Annotated in this window: 15 protein-coding genes; 3 read left to right on the top strand and 12 right to left on the bottom strand. The window is 35.3% G+C overall.

Annotation, left to right across the window (positions count from 1 at the left end; genetic code table 11):
* Window positions 1-21: 21 nt before the first annotated feature.
* The 4 genes from ACUL40_RS03550 to ACUL40_RS03535 form a co-directional block, all read right to left on the bottom strand.
* A complete protein-coding gene (locus ACUL40_RS03550; protein ID WP_001247465.1) occupies window positions 22-3,111 on the bottom strand; it encodes an AAA family ATPase in 3,090 nt (1,029 codons plus the stop codon).
* On the bottom strand, window positions 3,108-4,265 hold the full coding sequence (locus ACUL40_RS03545; protein WP_000765150.1) for an exonuclease SbcCD subunit D: 1,158 nt from the start codon (window positions 4,263-4,265) through the stop codon (window positions 3,108-3,110). Before ACUL40_RS03545 ends, ACUL40_RS03550 begins: the two co-directional genes overlap by 4 nt.
* Before the next feature lie 15 nt (window positions 4,266-4,280).
* The gene (locus ACUL40_RS03540; RefSeq protein ID WP_000667342.1) at window positions 4,281-4,520 is read right to left on the bottom strand and encodes a DUF2584 family protein; all 240 of its coding nucleotides are present in this window, start codon (window positions 4,518-4,520) and stop codon (window positions 4,281-4,283) included.
* Window positions 4,521-4,704: 184 nt separating this feature from the next.
* Window positions 4,705-4,962 carry a hypothetical protein gene (locus tag ACUL40_RS03535; protein WP_001119404.1) on the bottom strand — a complete coding sequence of 86 codons (258 nt, stop codon included), beginning with the start codon at window positions 4,960-4,962 and terminating at the stop codon, window positions 4,705-4,707.
* Between the two features lie 329 nt (window positions 4,963-5,291).
* On the opposite strand from ACUL40_RS03535, the gene ACUL40_RS03530 reads away from it, so the two are divergent.
* Together ACUL40_RS03530 and ACUL40_RS03525 are read left to right on the top strand one after the other, a co-directional pair.
* Window positions 5,292-6,347 (top strand): enoyl-CoA hydratase/isomerase family protein, encoded by a 1,056-nt coding sequence (locus tag ACUL40_RS03530; protein WP_000139775.1) that lies wholly within the window; start codon window positions 5,292-5,294, stop codon window positions 6,345-6,347.
* Between the two features lie 252 nt (window positions 6,348-6,599).
* On the top strand, window positions 6,600-7,232 hold the full coding sequence (locus tag ACUL40_RS03525; RefSeq protein ID WP_000572360.1) for a LysE family translocator: 633 nt from the start codon (window positions 6,600-6,602) through the stop codon (window positions 7,230-7,232).
* Between the two features lie 70 nt (window positions 7,233-7,302).
* On the opposite strand, the gene ACUL40_RS03520 is transcribed toward ACUL40_RS03525, so the two are convergent.
* From ACUL40_RS03520 to ACUL40_RS03485, 8 genes are all read right to left on the bottom strand, one after another.
* On the bottom strand, window positions 7,303-8,763 hold the full coding sequence (locus tag ACUL40_RS03520; RefSeq protein ID WP_000633344.1) for a CoA-acylating methylmalonate-semialdehyde dehydrogenase: 1,461 nt from the start codon (window positions 8,761-8,763) through the stop codon (window positions 7,303-7,305).
* Between the two features lie 22 nt (window positions 8,764-8,785).
* Window positions 8,786-9,676 carry an NAD(P)-dependent oxidoreductase gene (locus ACUL40_RS03515; protein WP_000719409.1) on the bottom strand — a complete coding sequence of 297 codons (891 nt, stop codon included), beginning with the start codon at window positions 9,674-9,676 and terminating at the stop codon, window positions 8,786-8,788.
* Between the two features lie 16 nt (window positions 9,677-9,692).
* Entirely contained in the window at window positions 9,693-11,402 is a 1,710-nt protein-coding gene (locus ACUL40_RS03510; protein WP_000415995.1) for an acyl-CoA dehydrogenase family protein, read from the bottom strand.
* Between the two features lie 152 nt (window positions 11,403-11,554).
* Window positions 11,555-12,463: a methylisocitrate lyase gene (prpB, locus tag ACUL40_RS03505; RefSeq protein ID WP_000312639.1), complete on the bottom strand. Its 909-nt coding sequence runs from the start codon at window positions 12,461-12,463 to the stop codon at window positions 11,555-11,557.
* 19 nt (window positions 12,464-12,482) lie between these two features.
* On the bottom strand, window positions 12,483-13,919 hold the full coding sequence (gene prpD, locus ACUL40_RS03500; protein ID WP_072770356.1) for a 2-methylcitrate dehydratase: 1,437 nt from the start codon (window positions 13,917-13,919) through the stop codon (window positions 12,483-12,485).
* 98 nt (window positions 13,920-14,017) lie between these two features.
* On the bottom strand, window positions 14,018-15,139 hold the full coding sequence (gene mmgD, locus ACUL40_RS03495) for a citrate synthase (protein WP_445422960.1): 1,122 nt from the start codon (window positions 15,137-15,139) through the stop codon (window positions 14,018-14,020).
* 395 nt (window positions 15,140-15,534) lie between these two features.
* The gene (locus ACUL40_RS03490; protein WP_001222842.1) at window positions 15,535-15,825 is read right to left on the bottom strand and encodes a HesB/YadR/YfhF family protein; all 291 of its coding nucleotides are present in this window, start codon (window positions 15,823-15,825) and stop codon (window positions 15,535-15,537) included.
* Window positions 15,826-15,840: 15 nt separating this feature from the next.
* Entirely contained in the window at window positions 15,841-16,986 is a 1,146-nt protein-coding gene (locus ACUL40_RS03485; RefSeq protein WP_445422961.1) for an MFS transporter, read from the bottom strand.
* A gap of 235 nt (window positions 16,987-17,221) precedes the next feature.
* Here ACUL40_RS03485 and ACUL40_RS03480 point away from each other — a divergent pair, with 235 nt between their 5' ends.
* The gene (locus ACUL40_RS03480; RefSeq protein ID WP_000270101.1) at window positions 17,222-17,506 is read left to right on the top strand and encodes a hypothetical protein; all 285 of its coding nucleotides are present in this window, start codon (window positions 17,222-17,224) and stop codon (window positions 17,504-17,506) included.
* Window positions 17,507-17,576 lie beyond the last annotated feature (70 nt).

Raw genomic sequence — 17,576 nt, 5'->3', positions numbered from 1 at the left:
TCCCTACTCCATTTTTTAAGCTTACTTCACCACAAACCGCGTCTGACTACATCCATCCTTCTGCTTCGTTACTTCTAATACAGCTGGCATTGCGTTTTTCAGCTCTTGTACGTGTGAAATGACACCGATAAATCGGCCTGATTTTTGTAAGTCAATTAAGGCGTCTACTGCTTTCGTTAATGATTCTTCATCTAATGAACCGAACCCTTCATCGATGAACATCGTTTCGATGGAAATACCACCTTCATATGCTTGAATGACATCTGCCATTCCTAGCGCTAGGCAAAGTGATGCATTAAATTTCTCTCCGCCGGATAGTGTTTTTACATCGCGTGTTTGGCCAGTATATGCATCGTACACATCTAAGCCTAATCCACTTTGACGATTTCTCTTTTCAACTCGTTCACTTCGTTTTAAATAAAATTGTCCGTTTGATAATTTACGTAATCGTTCGTTTGCAATTTGAACAATTTGTTCTAAATACTCAATTAAGATGTAACGTTCAAATGATATACGGCTCTCGTTATCACCTTTCATTACTTCATATAAGTCAACAAGTTCTTGGAAAGCTTTTTCTTCCTCATGAATTTGCTCATCAATACGTCTAATGTTTTCATGTAAATCAGAAATATATGTTACCGCATTTTGCGCACGTTGACGTTTTTCTTTAATGATATCGAGATTAATTTGTAATTCTGTTATGTGTTCACCTAACGCTGTAATATCCATATACTCTTTATCTTTTAATTCAGCTTGTAACTCTTCAATTTGTTTTGCAAGCACTTCAAGCGATGAATAATAACCTTGAATTTCTTTTTGTAACATTTCCATCTCGTGATCGCTTAATTTGGCTTCTTTATACGTGAATTCGTCTGTAAACCCGCTTTGTTCTAGCTCTTTCATAAAACGTGCGAAAGTCTCTTCTTTCTTTAATTTTGCACTTTCAAATTGATTAGAAGCACCTTTTTGTTCTGCTTGAATACGTATATTTTCATTTTGCCAATGCTGATACGCTTCCTGCACTTTCTTCCATTCGTCCTCCATTAACCTAAGTTCCTGCATAGCTTGGTCAAACTGTGCTTTCCAAGCTTGTACTGTTTGTAAGTTTTCTGGAATATTTCGTTTATCATGTTCATATGACGTACGAAGTTGCATACACTCCATTTCTGTACGGTGCTGCATTGTTTCCACTTCTCGTTTTTGTTTCTGAAGTTCTTCTATTTTTTCTTCTACGCTTTTCATGTTCGCAGCAATCTGCTTACGTGTTTCTTCACTTGCTTTTAACGTATTAACGTCTGCAGCTAATTGTTTTCCTTTTTGAACAAGTGCACTATATGTTTCAGCTAATTTTTCCGAGTTGTAGCCGCGCTTCACAACTTCTTCTATCACTTGTTCATATTGTAGTCGATAGAAATTCCATTTCTCCTCTACTTGCACATGTAATTTTTCAGCAATGTTCTTCTTATCTCTTAAATCGTTTAACTCTTTTTCATCGATCGCATTACTTTGCTCTGTAGCTTTTTGCGGATGATTCGTACTACCACATACCGGACAAGATTCACCGTCATGTAAATGAAGAGCTAATATACCAGCTTGTTCACTTAACCAGCGGCGCTCCATGTTTTCATATGCACGAACTGCCACTTGCATTTTATTATTTGCCGCTTCTTTTTCTTGCTCGAATTTTTGTTTTTCTTGCCAAACATCATATGCTTGCTTTAAAACTTTTGCATCTTCTCGCATATTCGTTAGTTCTTCTACTTTAGCTACATATTGCTCAAGTGCTTGTTCTAATTGCTGCAATTCATCAGACATTCTCTGTTTTTTGTTTGTATGCTCTTCTAGTTGTTGATCTAACTTTTGCATACTTTCTTTTAATTTCCCTATTTGGATTTCGGTATTTTGTAAATTCAGCTTTCTCTCAGCTAATGATTCAATAATCGCTTGTAACTCTTCTAATCTTTGAACAAGTTTTTTAGCCTCTTCTCGCTCAGCTTCTTTATTCTTTACTACTTCATACTTCTCCTGAGCAAGTTCAAAGCTATTCATTATCTGTTCTTGTTTGACGCTTATCTGTTTTAACAAACTTTCAGCTTTCTGCTCATTTTCCATCGCTTCTTCATACCATTGTTCAAATGGTAATAAGCGCTTTGCTTGTTCCGCACGTTTAAAGGATTTTTCTTTCCTTTCAATTGCTGCACGGTTCTCTTGTAAAGTGTTATATTTCTCATTCTTTTGTTGTAAATCTATAAATTTCTCATTTACAGATTTTGCTGCATGAAAACGTGTTTCTGCATCCTTTAATTGCTTCGTTTGAACATCTTGTTCTACTTGTAATTGCTCAACCTCTGCCTTATACACGGTTGTTTCTTGTTCTAACGCTTCTACTACTTGATGCGTATTTACATGTTCTTGTGCCACTAATGTCTCTAATAATGCTCCATCACGGATTGGTAATTTAAAAACATTACGGAAATAGAGCTCTCTCTCTTTTTGTTTTTCTTGCAAGACATCTTTCCATTGTTTTCTCTTTTGATCAAGTAACTCACGCATTAATTTATAACGATCCGTTTTAAAAATACGACGTAAAATCTCTTCTTTGTTTTCCGTCTCAGATGTTAATAGTTTTCGGAATTCCCCTTGGGGTAACATAACAATTTGGCTAAATTGATGTTTACTTAACCCAATTAAATCTTCCACTTTTTTGTTTACGTCTGTTACATGAAAACGATCGACGGCTGGAACGTTTTCTCCATCAATAACTTCATATAATTCTACTGCATGTCCTGTAATGGTCTTATTCCCTTGTTTTTTATGTCCAAGTTGTCGTTTTATTTCATAGCGTTTCCCTTTTAACTGAAAGGTTAATTCAACACTTGTATAAACATTATCATCAGCAAATTGACTTCGAAGCATGCTCGTATCACTACGTTCTTCTCCACTAGCCTCACCATATAACACATAACAAATCGCATCAAAAATCGTTGTTTTTCCAGCTCCCGTATTCCCAGAAATAGCGAAAATACGATGTTCTCCAAGATCTTCAAAATCGATTACTTCTTTCTGTTTATATGGCCCGAATGCTGTCATAATAAGCTGAATCGGTCTCATCCTCGTTCACCTTCCCGTTCTTGCACTGTTTGTAATACATCTATAAATAGGCGTTCTTTCTCTTCTGATAAATCTAACCCTTTCATTTCTTTATAGAAAGCCTTTAAAAGAGATAAATCATCCGTTTTATGTCTTGAAACCGTTACTTCATTTGTATCTGTGAGTTCTCGCCTTTGCATCGCTCTTTCAACGTGCATTGCATTTGGATATACAGATCGTATTTTCTCCATTGGCTGTAAGACAGGGTTTTCGTCTAATAATTTTACAAATACGTAATCTTCACTTACTGGGTGCTGTAATAATTCATCTATTTTCGCTTCTACTGTTCGCATTTTACGACGTGGTGAAAGTAACCTTTTTTCAATTGCTACTTCACCAGTTTCATTCAGTTCTACAATGTAATAACCTTTTTTATGTTTCTCTTCAGAAATTGAATAGGCAAGTGGTGAACCTGAATATCTAATGGTCTCATTACGTACGAAATGCGCTTGATGTAAATGTCCAAGCGCTGTGTAATGAAACTTATCAAAATAATGACTATTTACATATTCAGCACCACCAATTGAAAGTGGTCGTTCTGCATCACTTGTATTCTCCTCCGCTTCTCCTGAAGAAGTTACAAATGCATGTCCAACAAATACATGTCTAGCTTCTTTATCCATCGTTTCAGAGAGCTCATTCATAAAAATGCGCATCGCATCATCATGAGAACGTACGTCTTCATTTTTCAACACGTGTCTAACTATGCTTGGGTCTGCATACGGTATTAGATGGAAGTGAACCTCTCCATATTCATCATTTAGTACAACAGGTTCGTACGGGAATTGAAATTGACCTGCAATATGTAATCCTTGTTTTTTCATTAAACTACTTCCAAAATGGATACGATCCGGACTATCATGATTACCAGCTACTGCAATAACTGGTGTTTGTAAATCAATAACTATTTTTTGCAGCACATCATTTAATAAGTCTACTGCTTCTGTAGGTGGAATTGCTCGGTCATATAAATCCCCTGCAATAATTACAGCATCTGGTTTTTCTTCTTCAACAGCCTGTACAAACTGATCTAATACAATCTTTTGGTCTTCAGTCATATACACGCCATGAACAAGCTTTCCTAAATGCCAATCCGCTGTATGAAATAACTTCATATTTTTCTACTCCTTTTAATTTACTGATTTTAGTGAAACGAGTTGATAGTTTATTGTAGTTTTTCCGTTCTCCCACTCTAGTTTCAATATCGTTGCACTTCCAATTCTTTCTTCATTTGATTTATATAAAGGCAATATTTCTTTAATTGTAAATAAGTGGTAACCATCCAATATTAATTGAAATATATTTTCTTCAATATGTAATCTTACTTCTTTTTCATTTGAAATAATTTTTGTGTGCATCTCAAATTTCATGATAGATACAACCCCTTTTTATAATCTCTACATTTTAATAGTATAGTGGCTATGCAAGATTGACAAGTACATACACAGCAAAGTACACACTTTTCTATTGTTATATGCTTTATGTATTTTATATAAAATACGGTATGTGAAATTTTACATTTCCCCCAAAATAAAAATGCCTATTGTGACATCTTTATTTTTGTATAAAGTCTTTCATTACATAATATAAAACGGTAATTAAGACGATTGCGACGAAAAATGAGAACACTGCGACAATGTAGCCATCTTTATTTAATAAAATACAGAATGAAATAGATATTATAAAAATCGGAAATACGAGACGTACTTTATCCTTCACTTCTTCTGTCGTATCTGTATGATGAAAATACTGCGTTATTCCTATCATTAAAAAAGACAAAATAATAACCGACAATAGTAAAGGTCCTGGCATTCCGATTTCTCCTTTCTCTATTTCTAATTCAATGTAAAATTTTTTATTACAATTGTACGATTTATTTTTTCTTCAAACACACTTTTAGAATTGATAATGAACATTTCACACCTATATAATAGCGCTTTTATCATTATAACTTCAAATAATTACACTTACAGTAATGTTGTAATATTCCCCCTCAGTCTCTGAAATCCTGCAAAGATAACTCGTCAAAATATGCAGTGACCAAATTAATATTTACCGTCAACTTTTGACAAAATTTATAAAGGACATTTCAGTACATATCAAGAATTAAGAATAAGAAGATATGTAAGGGAGGATGCATTATGACTGAACAAGTTTTATTTTCTGTTAGTGAAAACGGCGTTGCGACAATTACTTTAAACCGTCCAAAAGCACTTAATTCTTTATCTTATGACATGTTACAACCTATCGGACAAAAACTTAAAGAGTGGGAACACGATGAGCGTATTGCACTTATCGTGTTAAAAGGAGCTGGCACAAAAGGTTTTTGTGCAGGTGGCGACATTAAAACTCTTTATGAAGCGCGTTCCAATGAAGTGGCATTGCAACATGCAGAACGTTTTTTTGAAGAAGAGTATGAAATTGATACATATATTTATCAATATACAAAACCGATTATTGCTTGTTTAGATGGAATTGTAATGGGCGGTGGTGTCGGTCTTACAAATGGTGCGAAGTATCGCATTGTAACTGAGCGTACGAAATGGGCAATGCCAGAGATGAATATCGGCTTCTTCCCAGACGTCGGAGCTGCATATTTCTTAAATAAAGCGCCTGGATATACAGGACGATTCGTTGCTTTAACAGCATCTATTTTAAAAGCTTCTGACGTATTATTTATTAATGCTGCAGATTACTTTATGACATCTGATTCATTACCAGAGTTTCTTACTGAACTTGAAAGTGTAAATTGGCATAAAGAAGATGATGTACATACTAATTTAAAAGAAGTTATTCGTACATTTGCAACTGCTCCAAACTTAGAAAGCGAGCTCGCTCCTTCATTAGAAGTAATCAATTCACATTTTGCTTTCGATACAATTGAAGAAATCATCCATTCATTGGAGAAAGATGAAAGCTCCTTTGCTCTAAAAACGAAAGAAATACTGTTATCAAAATCCCCTATTTCACTAAAAGTAACATTAAAACAGTTTATTGATGGACAAGATAAATCCGTTGAAGAATGTTTCGCTACGGACCTTATACTTGCTAAAAACTTCATGAGACATGAAGATTTCTTCGAAGGAGTACGCTCCGTTGTCGTTGATAAAGATCAAAATCCGAATTATAAATATAAACAGTTAAGTGACGTTTCAGAAGAAGATGTGAATCGTTTCTTTAACTTACTTAATGCATAAAATGAAATTGTCATGAGGGGATATTTTGTTCATCCCCCACCTAACTTCTTTGCTTCAGCTAAATCTTGTGTGGTGAAAATCTTACTACCCGCAAATAGCGGTATAAAATCGAGGCTATATAGTAGTGTAATTACAGCTACTATATAGCCTTTTTTATTTAATTATTTTTAATAAAATTTAATTTTATTAAATCCATTTTTGTGCTACACTGATTTTAATCAAATATTCTAAAAATAAAAAGGAGGGGCGGCTATGATAGAAAATTATCTTCTTTTCATCATTATGTCTATTTGCCTTATCATTTTACCTGGTCCAGATACAGCAATGGCTACGAAAAATACATTGGTTGCTGGTAAAGTCGGTGGAGTGAAAACAGTGTTTGGTACATGTATTGCACTATTAATTCATACTTTAGCTGCTGTAATTGGTCTTTCTGCACTTATTGTAAAGTCAGCTCTTTTATTTTCTATTTTCAAGTACGTTGGGGCTCTCTATTTAATATATATCGGTATTAAAGCCCTTTTAGCAGTAAGAAACAAAGAAAACTTAGATACAAATGATCTATCTTTGAATAATGAAAACGAACATACTTCTTGCTTTCGCCAAGGATTTCTTACAAATTTATTAAACCCTAAAGTAGCAGTCTTCTTTTTAACTTTTTTACCACAATTTTTAAATCCAAATCATAATACATTTATTCAACTTCTTGTAATGGGCCTTACTTACCTCGTTTTAACAGTCATTTGGTTTGCATTTTATATATTTTTAATTGATAAAATTAGTGCTTTTATGAAAAAACCGAAGACGCAACGTTATATTCAAGGGCTAACAGGAGTCGTCCTAATTGGATTTGGTATTAAACTAGCTTTTGAAAAAAATAATTAACAAGACGAAAACCACCACTATTAATAGTGGTGGTTTTCATCTAATAACTGATTTGGTTGTTTACTCTATATTAAAACCAGCGCTCAGTTACAACTTTTTTACGTGTATAGAATTGAACGCCATCTGTACCATTTGTACCTAAATCACCAAAGAATGAAGCTTTATTTCCTGCAAATGCGAAGAATGCCATTGGTGCTGGAACGTTTACGTTTACACCAATCATACCAGCATCGATATTATCACGGAATGTTTGTGCATGTTTACCATTTGACGTATAAATAACCGCACCATTTGCAAATTTAGATTGATTTGTTAGTTTAATACCTTCTTCTAAATCTTTAACACGTACAATACTTAATACTGGAGCAAAAATTTCATCTTGCCAAATTTTCATTTCTTGATTCACGCCATCAAAGATTGTCGCACCTACAAAGTAACCTTCTCCAACTTCTTCATTAATTTTACGGCCATCTACTAATAAAGTTGCCCCATCTGCTACACCGCTATTAATATAGCCTAAAACGCGCTCTTTATGAGATTCACGGATTAATGGTCCAACATAGTTATCTTCGTTAAAGCCATCGCCTACTTTTAATTTTTTCGTTTCTGCTACTAATACATCAATAAATTCATCAGCAATTTCATCCACTACTGCTACTACTGAGCATGCCATGCAGCGCTCTCCACTACTTGCAAATGCAGATCCAATTACACCTTGTACTGTTTTCTCAAGATTGCAATCTGGCATTACAATCGCATGGTTTTTCGCACCTGCTAATGCTTGTACACGTTTTCCGTGTTTCGTACCTGTTTCATATACGTAACGAGCTACCGGCTCAGAGCCAACGAACGAAACAGCCTGAATATCTTTATTTTCTAAAATGCTATTTACAACATCTTTTCCGCCTTGCACTAAATTTAATACGCCTTTTGGGAAACCTGCTTCATAGAATAATTCTACAAGTCGCTCCGCTAAAAGTGGCGTTCTTTCAGATGTTTTTAATACGAATGTATTACCGCAAGCAATTGCAAGTGGGAACATCCATAACGGAATCATCATCGGGAAGTTAAACGGTGTAATACCAGCAACAACTCCGATTGGGTAGCGCCAAATCGATCCATCAATTCCGCTAGCGATATTCGGAAGTGCTTGACCCATCATTAAATTTGGCGTAGATGTTGCAAGTTCTACCGCTTCAATACCACGCTGTACTTCACCTGTTGCATCCGTTAGCGTCTTACCATTTTCTAGCGTAATGATTTTTGCAAGCTCATCTTTGTTTTCTTGTAATAGCTGTAAATATTTATATAAATTTCTTGAACGATTTGGAACTGGTACTTTAGACCATGTTTCGAATGCTGCTTTTGCCGCTTCAACAGCTTTTTCAACATCTTCTTTTGGAGATAGTGGAACGTAAGCGATAATTTTTCCAGTCGCTGGATTTGGAACTGCTTCTACTTCCGTACCTGTCGATTCAACCCACTCACCGTTAATGTGATTTTTTACTCGTTTAATTTCAGTTGTAATCATTGTATTCTCTCCTTTGTATAATTTATTTTTGATTAGAAATTAATTGCTCGCTAACTTTCTTATATAAAGCAGCCATATCGTTTTCACCATATCCAGCTTGACTCGCTTCGTCATATACGTTTAATAACATTTCGCTTACCGGTAAATGGAGTTCGCTTTCCTTAGCTAAGTCAACTGCAAATCCTAAATCTTTCTTCAATAAGTTCACAGTAAATCCTGGCTCGTAGTTTTCAGGTGCTATAAAACTTTTATAATTACGTTCATAAATTCTACTTTGACCGTAACTTACATTTAAAATATCAAACATTTTATCTAAATCCATATTATTCTTTTTCGCTAATGTTAAAGCTTCACTCACACCAGCTGTATAAAAACCAATTAATAAGTTATTAATTAACTTAACAGTTGTACCACTATCAATCTGCTCACTAACGTGGAAAATGTTCGCGCCTAGTACGCCCATGATAGATTCCGTTTTCTCATATACGTCTTTTGATCCACCAACCATAAACGTTAATGTACGGTTTTCGGCTCCTATTACACCACCGCTCACAGGTGCTGCTAAAAAGTCTACTTTCTTTTCCTTTGCAGCTTCCTCTAACTGTTTGTTTAACTGCGGCGATACCGTACTTGTATCAATGAAGACTACATTCGAGTGACCATTTTCAAATAATCCTTCTGCTCCAAAATATACCGCTTCAACAGCGCGAGGTGAAGGTAAACTTGTAAAAACTACATCACATGTTTCTGCTAGTTTTGAGATTGATAGACCGATAATTCCGCCTTCTTTTTCAAAGGACGCTTCCGCCTCTTTATTTAAGTCCACGCCATATACTGTGTAACCTGATTTAACTAGATTTTTTGACATTGGAAGGCCCATGTTACCTAAACCGATAAAACCAATCTTTTTCATATCGCTTTCCTCCTATTTACACAATATATTTCCCGCGATTTATAATAGCTTTCGCAATTTCTCTCTTCTTCGTAAATACGTTCGTGTATAAAGGCACTAATAATTGACGGATTTCAGCTAAAATCACATGTCTATCTTGTTCTTCTGTGACAGCCGCTGAAAGTACAGAAATCGCCGCTTCTTCTACTTTACGGTATCCTTCTTCACAAATAACATCCGTTATTAATTGCTTCGTACGTTCTTTTTCCTCACCATTTTTACTTACCGCTTTTCTCGTACGTAAAAACGCTGATTCCATGACGTACACGTCCGTCAACATATTTGAAATTACACGTGAATATTCTTGTTCTTGGTCAATTTTTAGGCCTGGAGTTTTAGAGAGCGTTTTCAAAGATTGTTTCAACAATTTTTTCGCTAATAAAATGTAACGATGGTTTCTTTCTACATTTGCTACATCACTTTCTACTTCAGTATCTTCTAATTGTTCGATTTGCTTCATTAACATTTTGGCAACTGTTAATCTATTAATTTCGTTCGTTCCTTCAAAAATACGACTAATTCTAGCATCACGATATAATCGTTCTACCTCATACTCTTGCATATAACCGTAACCACCATGAATTTGTACAGCTTCATCTACGATATAAGCAAGTGTTTCAGAAGCATTTACTTTATTCAGTGCACATTCAATTGCAAATTGGGACATTTTCTTCATAAGATCTTCATCGCTCTCATGAATTGCTTCATCGATTACACCTGCCGTACGATAAGCTGCACTTTCGGCTCCATATGTAGCAATGATCATATTTGCAATTTTCTCTTGAATCATCGTAAAGTCTACTAATTCCGTTTGGAACTGTTTTCGCTCTTTTCCATATTGAACCGACAAACCAATTGCTTGTTTTGCTGTTCCAATATTTCCAAAAGCAAGTTTAAGTCTAGCAAAGTTAAGAATATTAAGGGCTACGTGATGCCCTTTCCCAACTTCCCCTAAAACATTTTCAGCAGGGATGACAACATCTTCTAAAATAAGAGTCGCTGTTGAAGAACCTTTAATCCCCATTTTCTTTTCTTCTAATCCAATAGATACACCTTCACATGTTCTTTCGACAATAAACGCTGTCATTCCTTTATTTGTCTTCGCAAAAACAACGTATACATCTGCCATATGAGCATTTGTAATCCATTGCTTCTCACCATTTAACTTCCAAGCTGTTCCCTCTTCATTCAATACGGCGCTTGTTTTTGCACTTAATGCATCCGAACCAGCATTTGGCTCTGTTAAAGCATAAGCCCCAATCCATTCTCCCGATGCGATTTTCGGTAAATATTTTTCTTTTTGCTCTTTCGTTCCATAATATATGTAAGGCAATGTACCGACACCAGCGTGTATATTAAAAGAAACGCTAAACGCACCAGCGTAACCCATTTTCTCTGCTACAAGACCTGAGACAGCCTTTCCTAACTCGAACCCGCCATAATCTTCTGGTACCTCAATGCCTAATAATCCAAGTTCCCCAGCTTTCTCAAATAATTGACGAGAAACTTTATAGTTATGTTGTTCAATATTCTCCATTTGTGGAACAATTTCTTGTTTAACGAATTGTTCTGTCGTTTTTGCGATTAAATCTTCATCACCTGAAAAATCTTCTGGTGTAAAGTAAGTATGATTTATATCTTTATTAAGTGAAAAGAATTCATCCCATGGTAACTTCGTTTTCTCCATATGTATCCCCCTATCATTCGGCTTTCATAGCTTTTTGCTTATGCTCGTCTACGATGAGTGGAATATCTTTTTTGAAAATAGAAGGCGATGATTTTTCACATCAAGCATTTTATTTTGCCAAAGATGTATTTTCATCGCCTTCGCTGCTTTATCTATTGATCTTCTGATAATACTGTTTTTGCAATACCAGTATCTAACTCTTCAAAGTCATGATATGAAATTGTTTCGTATAATTCACTTCTCGTTTGCATATTAGAAAGTGCATCTTTTTGAGAACCTGTTTCTTTAATTAAAGCAAACACATTTTCATACGCTTTCGCTGCAACGCGAAGTGAAGTTACAGGATAAATAACCATTTGGAAACCCATATTCGCAAATTCCTCTGCACTATAATATGGAGTTTTTCCGAATTCAGTCATATTCGCAAGCAAAGGTGCATTTACCTTACTATTAAATAGACGGAATTCTTCCTCTGATTGAAGCGCTTCAGGGAAAATTGCGTCTGCACCTGCTTTTACATATGCATTTGCTCTTTCAATTGCTTCATCTAATCCTTCAACGCCACGAGCATCAGTACGTGCTACAATGTATAAGCTCGGTGCAACTTCTTTAATCGCTTTAATTTTTTGAACCAATTCTTCTGTAGTAACAAGTTTCTTACCATTTAAATGTCCACATTTTTTTGGTAATTGCTGATCTTCAATTTGGACAGCTGCTACTTTCGCTTCCACCATTTCTACAGCTGTTCTCGCCACATTTAGTACACCACCAAATCCTGTATCAATGTCAACAAGAACAGGTAAGTCTGTAGCTCTTACTAAATCTCTTGCTCTCTCAGCCACTTCAGTAGACGTCACGATACCTAAATCTGGTAAACCTTTACTTGCAGTATAAGCAGCTCCTGATAAATAAAGAGCTGAAAAACCTGTATTTTTCGCAACAAGAGCTGCCATTGCATCATGAGCACCTGGAATTTGCAAAATTTCATTTGCTTCTACTAAAGCTCGGAATCGATTCGCAAGCTCCTCTTGTGTTGACTGTTTTTTCACAACCCAAGCCATTCTAAATTCCCCCCTATTATTAAATTAAGAATAGATCTACAAATTCGTTTACATTCATATTTTCTAGTTTTTCTTCATTTAAACAAACTTCATGAATTTGTTCTTGTTGCTTACTAGAATAATGACCTGACATATTTGCAGTGAATTTTTGAACAACTTTTGGAATTGCTTCGTCTCTACGGAAGCGGTGACCAAGCGGATATTCACATTCCACATTTTCTGTTACTGTGCCATCTTTAAAGTGAACTTGAACAGCGTTGGCGATTGAGCGCTTGTTCGGGTCAAGGTAATCTAAACTGTACTGTTTGTTTTCAACAACAACCATCTTATTACGTAATTCATCTACACGTGGATCGTTTGCTACTGCATCTTCATAATCGTCTGCAACGATATCTCCTTTTAATAAACCAATTGCCGTAATGTATTGTAAGCAATGATCACGATCAGCTGGGTTATTTAATGGACCTTCTTTATCAATAATACGAATTGCTGATTCATGAGTTGTAATTGTAATACGGTCAATTTCATCTAATCTCTCTTTAATTTCCGGATGCAACTTCACTGCACATTCTGCAGCCGTTTGTGCATGGAATTCTGCTGGATATGACACTTTAAATAATACATTTTCCATTACATATGACTCTAGTGGTCTTGCTAATTTTAATTCTTGTTTATTGAATAATACATCTTGGAATCCCCATCCTGGCGCAGATAATGCTGTTGGATAACCCATTTCACCTTTTAGAGCAGTCATTGCAAGATGAACACCGCGGCTCGTTGCGTCACCTGCAGCCCATGATTTACGTGAGCCCGTATTTGGAGCATGACGATATGTACGAAGACTAGAATTATCAATCCACGCATGTGATAATGCATTAAAGATTTCTTCACGTGTTCCGCCAAGCATTTTCGCAACTACTGCAGTTGTTGCTACTTTTACATATAATACATGGTCAAGACCAACTCTGTTTAAGCTGTTTTCTAAAGCAAGCACGCCTTGAATTTCATGTGCTTTAATCATCATTTCTAATACTTCACGTACTTTTAAAGCTTCTTTTCCTTCTGAAATACGAACACGGCTAATATAATCTGCAACTGCTAAAATTCCGCCTAGGTTATCAGATGGATGTCCCCACTCTGCTGCAAGCCAAGTATCGTTATAGTCTAACCAACGGATCATACATCCGATATTAAATGCACCTTTTACTGGATCTAGTACATAAGACGTACCTGGTACACGTGTACCATTTGGCACGATTGTTCCTGGCACAACTGGTCCTAGTAATTTCGTACATTCTGGATATTGCAGTGCTAAAATTCCACATCCAAGTGTATCAAGTAATACGTAACGAGCTGTACTGAATGCTTCTGCACTAGTAACCTCTTTATTTAATACATAATCGGTAATCTCTTCTAATAATGCATCTTTTTGCTTAATTTCATTTGTTTTAATCATGCTATTCTTCCCTTTCTGTCGAAAATTCGTTATTATTAATGATGGGTGTCGGTCAAACACCCATCTGGCGGGCGGCGCTAACAACTCCCCAGTTGTTCTTATTTACTAAGTACATGTCGCTCGCCAATATAATTTACACGTGGACGGAACAAACGATTATTTGCATGTTGCTCAATAACGTGCGCACATAACCCCACTGTTCTAGAGCTAAAGAAGATTGGTGTGTAAAGTTGAATTGGAATACCTAGCATCCAATATACTGGAGCTGCATAATAATCAAGATTTGGATAAATTCCTTTTTCTTTTTCCATAATCTTTTCTCCAGCTTCACACATTTCATATAGTGTATAATCACCTTTTACATCACATAACTGTTTTAAAGCTTCCTTCATCATAAGTGCTCTTGGATCCATCTTCTTCATATAAACACGGTGTCCAAAGCCCATAATTTTTTCTTTGTTATATAGTTTCTTCTGTAATAACTCTTCAAATTTCTCAACATTACCAGCTTCTAAAAGCATGTACATAACCGCTTCATTTGCACCGCCATGTAAACTTCCTTTTAAAGATGCAACTGCACCTGTTAAAGCACCGTATAAATCTGATTGTGTTGATGCAATAACGCGAGCTGTAAATGTAGAGTTTGGCATTTCATGCTCACTATATAAAACAAGGGAACGATCAAAGATCTTTTCCTCAAGTTCAGTTGGTTTTTTACCAGTTAACATATAGAAGAAATTCGCACTATAAGATAATTCTTTAAGAGGTTCAATTGGCTCCTCATTATTTAAAATATGATAGCTATTCGCTACAATGTTTGGCACTTTACTTAACAGCTTGTACCCTCGGCTTTTATTCACTTCTAACGAGCGGTTTTCGATATCATTATCGTAACCAGCTAACACTGACACACCTGTACGTAATCCATCCATGGGATGCGTCTCTTTAGGCAATGCCTTTAGTACGTTGAATACACCTTCTGGTACTGCATATTCTTCTTTTAATTTCTTTTCAAGTGTTACTTTTTCATCTTCATTCGGTAGGTGTTCCTCCAATAAAAGGTGCACAATGTCTAAATACTCTTTTGTTTTTGAGAGTTCGATTAAGTCATACCCTTGAATTACAATTTCACCTTTTACTGTGTCAAGAAACGAGATTTTCGTCTCCGCTGCCACTATACCATCTAATCCCGGGGAAAATTTCTCTTCAGCTTTCATCATTATTTCCTCCAATCCTAATAGATCTTCGTGCACATAACTGTAAGCCTTTACAATATTGCGAAACTACATTTCTATTTCAATGTATCAGAGTTTTTAGAAGATTTCAATTTATTTTATAATGATAAGTTTCCTACACTTTTCTTACTGTAACAATACAATTTTTTAAAAATAATTCTTATATTTTATAAAGAAAGGATAGACTTCTTTGCGTATTTTCAAAAACAAGATATAAAGATTTTTCATATAACACCGCCAAATATACAATTATTCTAATTTTATTTGAGAAATAGAAAAAACGAGCTGTACATAAATACAGCTCGTTACTATATGATATTTATTTCACTATCTCTTAAATATAATTTTTATATAAAACTTATTCATTTTTAATAAAGTTATTATTTTACATAATTAAATTGAATTTCTTCCATTTCCTCATGATAACTTACAAATAAATCATAGTTTTGAAAATACCAAAGATCATCAGAATCTACAAAAAATATAATACCTTCCTTCTCAACTGACACTATTTCGCCATCGGGTTTCTCAGCAACAACCCCTAAAGAATATCCGGGCTGAATTGAACTATCCCCTCCGTACCTTACAGTAAAACGTACAGATTCACCGTGCTTTATACGTAATTCTTCCTGGAACCATTGCAGAGCTTTACGATCAATTGAAATTCTCATCTTTATTCCTCCAGTTTACGCAAACTCTTTTTTTCCTAATCGTTGTTTTACAAAGAAGACGAAAATAATTAAGGCTATCAATGCTGAAATTGCACTCCCTGAAAATAAAATACGATAACCAAACATTTGTGAAACAACTCCAAGTAAAATAGCACCTAACCCGATTCCTAAATCAAACGCTGTAAAAAATGAAGCATTTGCAACTCCTCTTTTACTCGGATCGACAATTGTAAGCATTGCCGCTTGCAAAGCTGGCTGCGCTGAACCAAATCCAATACCGTATAATGTTGCTGCGATAATTACACCTATCAAACCATTTGAAATAGTTAAAACAACTATAGCTAAAATAGTAATACATAATGCTGGAAGTATAATGAATACTTCTCCATACTTATCTAATAGTTTCCCTGAAATTGGTCTTACAATTGTTAATGCAATTGCATATACAAGAAAGAAAGTTCCCGGGTTTACATGAATTGATGATGCAAATAACGGTAAAAAGGTTGTTATTCCTCCATATGCAAACGATAAAAAGAATACTACAATCGTGATTGTTAATACGGATTTCTCAAATAGCTGAATTTTCCCTTTTTCTTTTTGTGGCGTAAATGGGATCTTCGTTATTAATGATAATACGACTGCCATAAAAGATAACAACGTCGCTAATAAAAATAGACCATCAAATAAATAATTTTGCACAACCCATAATCCAATCATAGGTCCGATCACCATTGCAATTGTCATCGCCATCCCGTACCAACCCATACCTTCACCGCGGCGTGAATCTGGAATAATATCCGTTATTGCTGTTCCAACAGCTGTTGTAGAAACAGCCCATGTTACTCCGTGAATAACACGTAAAACAGCTAAAAGGACAATAGTCGATGCTATATTATAGGAATACATCGTTAAGCCAAAAAAGATGAGTCCGAAAATAATAAAGGATCTTCTACCATATTGATCTAACATTCCTCCAATAATCGGTCGTATTACAACAGCAGCTATTGTAAACATCCCCATCATAAGTCCAACTTGCGATTCATTGCCACCTATCTCTTTAATAAAGAGCGGGAGCGTTGGAACAAGTAAATAAAATCCTGTAAATAAAAATAACATTGCGAAAGTCATTTGAATAAATGATTTCGTCCATAATCTTTCCATAAAAATACCTCCATACACTCGTAAAATATTACGATTAACACCCTCATTGTATATTTTTTTTATCTCTTTTCCCTCCGTAAATAGACGTATCTTTTCATATTAAATAGTCCACCATCAGCTTACATTAGTCTTAAGACTTTGTACGCATATTTTAAACGAAAGTCCTATATATGTACCTTTATACGTGTGAAAAGAATATACTAATTTATTATCACAACTTAGGAGTGATTATTTTATGTGGGTATTATCATCAAGAGTAACTGTCGCGGTTCCTTCGATACCCGAAATACATGCCCCCGCCGTTCATACAGCAAGTTCCGATGTCGGCATTGAACTTCCAGCAATTTGGCAACAATACCAATCACCAGGTCAAGCTACCCCTTCATTTTGGCATCATGGTGCCCATCCAAGTAGCACTACCTTTTATCATCCTAGCCACGCTCCACTACCTCAGGCTCAAGTCTTTTATCATTTCCCATCAATTTATTTTCAAAATTTTTATGGTACGTTTAACATTTAAAACACATCATTTCATAGCTACTACATTTAAACGAAAAAAGCACTTAAGATTGTAATTTTCACAAATCTTA

This window comes from Bacillus sp. KNSH39, assembly GCF_052656585.1.
Note: the sequence above shows the minus strand (reverse complement) of the source record. Positions and strands in the feature narration are given on the sequence as shown.